Here is a 7,538-nt window from a genome sequence, read left to right on the forward strand (position 1 = left end):
AAAACGCGCTTAAAGCAATTTAAGCGCGTTTTTTGTATTTATAACCGTTTATGGTTAAGCCTTATTTACCGTGCTCATTTGCTGCTTTTTCTTCAGCTAGTTCTTCTTTAAGCTTACGGATTTTTAACCCCTGCTCTTGTCCGCGATGCCTTGCATAATACGTACAGCCAATAAACATTGAAGAGGCAAACACAAGCTCTAGCAATACCCAAATTAACTCATCTGGCGCTGCCCACAGCATGGTAAGCCCGTGAATAAAATACAGCATTACAACAAAGTTAGCCCACGCATAAGTGTATGTACTGTCTTTAATTATGCCTCTTAACGGCAGTAGTAACGGAATAATAGGCAAAAATAAAGACACTAAACTCGCATTACCATTTAGAGGTGGCACAAAATACATCCACAGTGGAATAAGAACAAGTAAACCTACATAGCCAAATAGTGCGGCACGCTGAAACTTTACTGTAATCGGCTTTTTAGCTGGGTTGTCAGCGGTATTCATTTAAGTTTTCTCGCAATGTGAGTAAGGCGTTTACCAACGCTTTGGCATATTTTAATTTCGTCTTTGCTTAGCTGTGCACTATTAGCGCTGCCAGCAACGTGTGTTGCACCGTATGGTGTTCCACCTGTTTGTGTTGCAAGTAGTTCGGGTACATCGTACGGCACGCCCAGTAGCATCATACCGTGGTGTAATAGTGGCAGAGATAAGTTAAGTAAGGTTGCTTCATTACCACCATGCATACTGCTTGATGACGAAAACACACACGCTGGCTTATCTATTAGCTGACCTTTTAACCATAAGTCGCTGGTAGTTTCCCAAAAGCTTTTAGCTTGAGAGGCCATCATGCCAAATCGCGTTGGCGTACCAAATGCTAAACCATCACAATTTATTAAATCATCTTTGGTTATTACAATGTCGTGCGGATTTTTAGCTACAAAAGTACGCAGCAGGGCAGTTGCGCCTTGTTGCTCAATTGATTCTGCTATTTCGTGAGCCATTGCTTCAACTGAGCCATGGCTTGAGTGGTAAAGTACCACAATGGTTTCGCTCATTATAAAACGCTTAGTACGTTTTCAGGCGGACGACCAATAGCTGCTTTATTGTTATTAACAACAATAGGGCGTTCAATTAGCTTTGGATTTTGTACCATGGCGTCTATTAATGCTGACTCACTGCTTTCATCTTTCAAATTAAGTTCTTTGTAAGCATCTTCTTTAGTGCGCATTAGTTCGCGTACTGATGAAAAACCAAGCTGACTTACAAGCATTGAAATTTGCTCGTGAGTAAGAGGCGTTTTTAAATACTCTACAATATTTGGCTCTACCGCTTTACTTTGCAGTAGCGCCAGCGTTTCGCGCGATTTAGAGCAGCGAGGGTTGTGGTAAATAGTAACAGACATAAAATGATTCCAAAGTGTGAATTGCGTCTATTTTAGGGTAAGCGCTTGCAGACTTAAAGCCTCGCTAGCTCTTTTTGTAAAAGTCGATACTGAGTAAGCAGTGCTTTTAAACGCTGTTGTTTTACAAGTTCTGTTGATTCTACGAAATTAAGCGCTTTTTGGATTTCATCAGCGGCTTTTAAGTAAGCACCATATTGCGCTAATACATCAGCGTTAGCTTCGTGGTAAGAGGCTAATTTATCTTGTTTTTTATACGCGTCAGCAAGGAGTTGTTTACCTAAGTTGTGATCTGGCTTTTCAAGCAAAAAACTCTTTAAAATGTTTTCGGCAAGTTCATATTGCTCAGCTTCAAGTGCTGAGTTGGCATAGTTAAGTGTAATTACCTGATTATTAGGGCGATACTGATTTAAATCCGCTAAAAATTTAACGGCTTCATCTGCCTTTTTTTGTGCGATGAGTAAATCGGTATGAGTGTCTATATAGAATAGGTTTTTAGGATCGTTTTTTAAAAGCTCATCTAACATTGGCGCTGCTTCATCAAGCTTTTTTTGATCAAGCAAACTAATAGCTAAACCGTATTTTAATGCTGTATTGTTGTAGGTGTTTTCGCGAAGGAGCTTTCTAAATAGGTCTTCCGCTTTTTCTGGTTTGTTGTAATAACGTGCCAGTACGCGACTTTTTGCTAAACTAAACTCAAGGCTCGCGTTTATATGGCGTTGAGGATACTGCTCTGCCCGCAAGCGTACGTCTGATACGCGGCTCTCTGGTAATGGGTGAGTAAGCAAAAACGCAGGTGGCTTGTATTTATAGCGAATTTGCGCTGCAAGTTTAGTTAAAAATTCGCTCGATGCACGTGCATCAAAACCCGCATTATTAAGAGTTTGCATACCTATACGGTCGGCTTCTTGCTCGGCTGAGCGGCTATGCGTTAACTGACTAAAAGCAGACTGCGTTTGGCTGGCAGATATAATGGCAATGCCGGCGTCGGGTGCAACAACTGTTGCCAGTATACCGGCAATCATACCGGCAATGGTCAGCGCGCTGTTATCCTGTTGTTGTTGAATTCTACGTGCTAAGTGGCGCTGTGTTACGTGAGCAATTTCGTGGCCAAGTACAGAGGCAAACTGGCTCTCGTTATCGGCTTGTGCTATTAACCCTGTGTGCACACCTACATGCCCGCCGTAAAAGGCGAAGGCGTTTATTTCTGAGTTGTTTATCCAAAAAAACGAAAACGGAAAGCGCACATCGTTAGCATTAGCCACCAATTTACGGCCAATAGTGGTCAGGTATTCATCCAATACAGGGTCGTTTATAACGGGCGATGAACCGCGTATTTGCATCATCATTACTTCGCCAATAGCTTTTTCTTTTTCAAGTGGCAGCGCTTGTAATGCAGATGTTCCTAAATCAGGAAGAGTAAAGTTAGTTTGCGCTTTTAAAGGTTCGCTTACTAATAAGCTGAACGTAAGCGCGGCACTGCATAAAGTGATAAATGCTGATTTTAGCTGCATTTTATTCCTTGTTAATTGGTTCGCCAATTGCAATTTTGGCTATGTCTATTTCGTCACTGCTTGCACGGCTGTCTTTTTCGCACAATTGGTATAGTTCTTTTATTGTGACTCCATCAAGCTTTACAACGTTCAATTCTCGCTGCAAAAAAGTAATAATTTTATGTACTACTTTATGTGCATGTAAAATAATGGCTTTATCTGCTTTGTCGCCTCGTTCAAAATAAAAGCCAATAAACTTATGTAATTGATTTATTCTGATTAGATTTTTCATTGAATGCGGATCCCACACTCTAAATTCCATAAAGCGATTATCTTTTACGTATTGGTCAACAATAACATCTTTAGCATAAGGCTGTGCCCATAACTCAAAGCCTCTGTCGGTAAATACTTGGTGCAGCGCTATACGTGGCTTATGTTTAGTATGTATTACACCAAAGCTGTCTTCATGGCCTTCTAATAAATCTAAGTTCCAATTGCGTTTATCTATAAGTTGTTTAACTGCATTGTCGAATCCATGATCTAAAATTCCTTCTGATTCGCTTATTGATGAGGCAACAAGATGATAAAAAGGAGGAAGTTCGCCCCAATTAATTTGCTTTTTAAACCAATTAATCTCTTTGAGTGTTGGATTACTGGGTAGTTGCGCTTTATTATGCGTTCCAGGCATTAACTTATCCTTACTGCTAGTTATGCTATAAGGATAAACTATTGCAGGTGTTGTTTTAAGAAAAAGTTACAACGGTTCACGTTTTATAAATACGTAGACCGACAATATGCGACTTATTATTCATTTACTATACGGATAAAGTAGTTATGGTGGAGCGCGATTTAAAAGAGTTTGAGTGTCCTCAGCAATTTGTGCAGTTTAAACTTGCGCTACGAAGTGCACAGTCATCAAAACATCGCATCACCTTTAGTCTTAATAAAGGTGAAAGTGCGAACGATATTGAACGTTTTTTGCAAAAAAATGCTTATAGTTACAATTTTGATAAACAACGTGGGTTGTTATTAGTGGAGCCATTACATGTTTGAATACGTAAAAACATGGTACGAAAGGAAGTTCTCGGATCCTCATTCGTCTACCTTATTATTTTTATTATTGGCCTCTGTGGCCTTACTTTACTTTTTTGGCTCGTTAATTGTTCCTGTGCTTGTAGCATTGGTTATTGCTTATTTACTTGATTGGCCGGTTATTCATTTAGAGCGCGTTGGCTTAAAACGTTTTACTGCAACGATTATTGTAATGTTGATATTTATTAGCATTATGCTCACCCTTATTTTGGTTATTGGCCCAGTGCTTTGGAAGCAAACCAGTAACTTAGTGCAAGAAACCCCGCATATGTTAGAGCAAGGGAAGTCTTATTTAATGGCTTTACCTGAACAATACCCAAGTTTAATTAACATAGATCAAGTACAAGCTATTGTTGCAACGGTAGAAGCTAAAATCATTGAGTTTGGTCAAACTGTATTGTCGTTTTCACTTACGTCATTAAAAGATGTTGTTGCATGGCTTATATATTTAGTACTTGTGCCGTTACTGGTGTTTTTTATGCTTAAAGATAAGCTGGAGCTAACGGGGAGTATTGCTAAACTGATCCCGCAGCAACGACGCTTAATTTTGCAAGTGTGGCACGAAATGAATCAACAAATTATGAATTACATTCGCGGTAAAGTGTTTGAAATTTTAATTGTTGGTGGTGTGTCTTTTATTGCATTTACTGTTTTAGATTTACGCTACGCCGCATTACTTGGTGTGCTTGTTGGCTTGTCGGTATTAATTCCATTTATTGGCGCGGCACTCGTCACTATTCCGGTAGCGGCAGTTGCGCTGTTTCAGTTTGGATTAGAAACACAGTTTTGGACCATTTTAATTATTTACGGAATTATTCAGGCGCTTGATGGCAACGTGCTTGTGCCACTGCTGTTTTCTGAGGCGGTTGATTTAAATCCGGTATTTATAATTGTCGCGGTATTATTTTTTGGTGGCTTGTGGGGATTTTGGGGCGTATTTTTTGCCATCCCGTTGGCTTCATTAGTAAAAGCGCTAATAACAGCTTGGTCGTCAACGCATGAAGAGATAAGTAAAGAGGCCAGTGAATAATTAAGTAAACAGACTTTTAGTCTAAAAAAGAATAGTAAACGCACCTCTAGTGCTAATTGATTATTACTCATTACCTGTAAATTTATGTACTATTGGTAATAAGATATATTTTTTAGTAATAAGGTGCGTTTTTTAATGTCTGAGTTTTTATTGCACGATGAGCCAGTAAAACAAGTTTACCTTGATGCAAACGCAACGACCCCTGTGTTGCCTTGTATTGCTGATGTTGTTTCTCATACCATGCAAATATGTTTTGGTAATCCTTCAAGTCCGCACATTACAGGTATACAAGCCAAGCATTTATTAGAACAAACACGTCAAAAAGCACACACGGTTATTGGCGCAAGTAATGGCGATATTTTATTTACCTCTGGCGCAACAGAAGGCATTCAAACTGCGGTGGTTTCTACGCTAATTGATGCTAAAAAACACCCGATTAAAAACCCTGTATTGTTATATGGTGCAACTGAGCATAAAGCGGTGCCAAATACACTTAAACACTGGAATAGCGTACTTGACGTTAATGCTGAGGTGCTTGCTATTCCGGTTGATAGTAACGGTATTTTAGATTTAGATTTTATAGCTAAACATATCGATAACGCTTTGATGATTTGCACCATGGCCGTTAATAACGAAACCGGTGTATATCAAGATTTACCCGCTATTGAGCAGGTAATTCGTAGCCGTAATAAAAATGTATCGTGGATGGTGGATTGCGTGCAGGCGCTCGGTAAACAAGCGCTCGCGCTGAGTGATACAACAATAGACTACGCACCTTTTTCGGGGCATAAGCTTTATGCACCTAAAGGTATTGGTTTTTTATATATTCGTAGTGGCAGTGCGTACACACCTTTTATAGCGGGTGGCGGTCAAGAAAGTGGAATGCGCTCAGGCACCGAAAATCTACCCGGTATTGCAGGGTTAAATAAGCTATTTAGTATGTTGCTTGATAAATCAGACGATACATTTAAACCAATTAGCATACTTAACTCTTATCGAAGCCAGTTACAAAGCGCGATAAAAGACACCTTTGGCGATATTACATTCAATCATGATTTTGCTTATAGCGTGCCTACCACACTTAACTTTGCTGTTAACGATTTAACGAGCAAAGAAGTGATTGATTTATTTGACGCTGCGGGCATTCGTGTAAGTGGAGGCTCGGCTTGTAGTACAGGCGCATCAACAAGTTTTGTTTTAGATGCAATGGGTGCAAGTAAGTGGCAAAGCGAAAACGCGATTAGGCTATCGTTTGGACCTGCTGCAACACAACACGATATTGATGATGCTTGTGTGCGTATTTGCGCTCTTAAAGCAATACTACAGGCAAACTGTTTAATCGTATCTGACAGCACCACACCACAACAAGAAGTATGCGCACTGGGCCTTACTCAATTTAGGCACCAAGGTGCATGTAGTTGGCTTTATGTGAGCGATGATAAACACGCTGTAATTATCGATCCTATTATTGAGCTTATTCCGCGCTTTGAAAAAATAGCTAATACACAAAACTTAACTATATCGGCGGTGCTTAATACTCATCTGCATCAAGAGCGAGAGTCAGCGACTAATTTACTAACCAGCGTTCTTGACTCAAGAGTTATAAAAGGTGAGGTTGATTCGCTAGGTTGGCCGCTAAATACAGCAAGTATTAACTTGGCAAACGACGTACTTGAAAAAGTAGTTACACCTGGGCACAGCAAAGACAGTGTAAGTTATTTATTAAAAAACAGTAATGGCGAAACGCGTTACTGTTTTTGTGGTGATTTAATACTGCCTGCAGGGCTTGGCAATACATCGCTTATAGGTGGGGATGCAAAAGCAATGGCACGCTCTATTTTAGCAATGAGCGAGCAACTTAATAGCACCAGCATTATTTGCTCAGGGCACGATTACCAACAATGTTTTGCCATGAACTGGGCTGTACAGCAAAACCAAACACCATTACTTGATGCGTTAGTGAGCGGCAGTATTTCAGTTGATGAATTTGCAATACAAAAACAGCAGTACGACGCTTCAAAACAAGTAGATAACACGCAATTGTGTGGTTATGTAAATGCGTTACCTGAGGTTGATACACAGCAATTAAATTTTGATGACGCTAAAGTAATGTTAAACACCAGCGATACATATTTAATAGATACTCGGGAGCCGTATGAGCATGGAGCAAATAATGTTGCTCAGTTATTTAATACGCTAGATGAAAAAACATTAAATATACCACTTAGCAGAATGGCAAATGCGGTATTTGAAGGGCAATTAAACAAAAATAACAAGTACATTTTATTATGCCGTAGTGGTAACCGCTCAAAAATTGCTGCAACTAATTTAATGCAACTAGGATACAAAACGGTTTATAACCTAAGTGGCGGGTTAGCGCTTAGTAATTAAACAAAGATTGTAATTTATACAAAATCGGCTTTAGGGCCGATTTTTTTTGTTTTTAAGGTTTATTTGCTCGCAAGGTAAACAAGCCCTAGGGCCTGTTGACCTTTCAGGATTAAAATTTGTTCAATCTAGGGG

Annotated in this window: 8 protein-coding genes; 3 read left to right on the forward strand and 5 right to left on the reverse strand. The window is 39.6% G+C overall.

Translation table 11 applies throughout. From position 1 onward, the window contains the following. Positions 1–61 precede the first annotated feature (61 nt). From GQR46_RS13310 to GQR46_RS13330, 5 genes are read right to left on the reverse strand one after another with little or no spacing between them, the layout of a single operon-like run. Positions 62–505: a DUF2069 domain-containing protein gene (locus tag GQR46_RS13310; RefSeq protein ID WP_024608624.1), complete on the reverse strand. Its 444-nt coding sequence runs from the start codon at positions 503–505 to the stop codon at positions 62–64. Further along, positions 502–1,056: an NAD(P)H:quinone oxidoreductase gene (wrbA, locus tag GQR46_RS13315; protein ID WP_165728198.1), complete on the reverse strand. Its 555-nt coding sequence runs from the start codon at positions 1,054–1,056 to the stop codon at positions 502–504. The genes GQR46_RS13310 and wrbA overlap by 4 nt, the downstream gene beginning before the upstream one ends. Beyond that, entirely contained in the window at positions 1,056–1,403 is a 348-nt protein-coding gene (gene arsC / locus GQR46_RS13320; RefSeq protein WP_165728199.1) for an arsenate reductase (glutaredoxin), read from the reverse strand. Before arsC ends, wrbA begins: the two co-directional genes overlap by 1 nt. 53 nt (positions 1,404–1,456) lie before the next feature. After that, positions 1,457–2,914, reverse strand: coding sequence for a M48 family metalloprotease (locus tag GQR46_RS13325; protein ID WP_165728200.1), 1,458 nt, complete (start codon positions 2,912–2,914; stop codon positions 1,457–1,459). A 1-nt stretch (position 2,915) separates the two neighbouring features. Then, a complete protein-coding gene (locus GQR46_RS13330) occupies positions 2,916–3,581 on the reverse strand; it encodes a hypothetical protein (RefSeq protein ID WP_165728201.1) in 666 nt (221 codons plus the stop codon). Positions 3,582–3,727: 146 nt separating this feature from the next. Here GQR46_RS13330 and GQR46_RS13335 point away from each other — a divergent pair, with 146 nt between their 5' ends. The 3 genes from GQR46_RS13335 (at position 3,728) to GQR46_RS13345 (ending at position 7,406) form a co-directional block, all read left to right on the forward strand. Further along, complete coding sequence (locus tag GQR46_RS13335; protein ID WP_165741202.1) at positions 3,728–3,946, forward strand: hypothetical protein; 219 nt, start codon at positions 3,728–3,730, stop codon at positions 3,944–3,946. After that, positions 3,939–5,015 carry an AI-2E family transporter gene (locus GQR46_RS13340; RefSeq protein WP_165728202.1) on the forward strand — a complete coding sequence of 359 codons (1,077 nt, stop codon included), beginning with the start codon at positions 3,939–3,941 and terminating at the stop codon, positions 5,013–5,015. Before GQR46_RS13335 ends, GQR46_RS13340 begins: the two co-directional genes overlap by 8 nt. A 135-nt stretch (positions 5,016–5,150) precedes the next feature. Beyond that, positions 5,151–7,406: an aminotransferase class V-fold PLP-dependent enzyme gene (locus GQR46_RS13345; protein ID WP_165741203.1), complete on the forward strand. Its 2,256-nt coding sequence runs from the start codon at positions 5,151–5,153 to the stop codon at positions 7,404–7,406. The last annotated feature ends 132 nt before the right edge of the window (positions 7,407–7,538 follow it).

The organism is Pseudoalteromonas sp. Z1A6 (assembly GCF_011378745.1).
GTDB classification, from domain to species: domain Bacteria; phylum Pseudomonadota; class Gammaproteobacteria; order Enterobacterales; family Alteromonadaceae; genus Pseudoalteromonas; species Pseudoalteromonas arctica.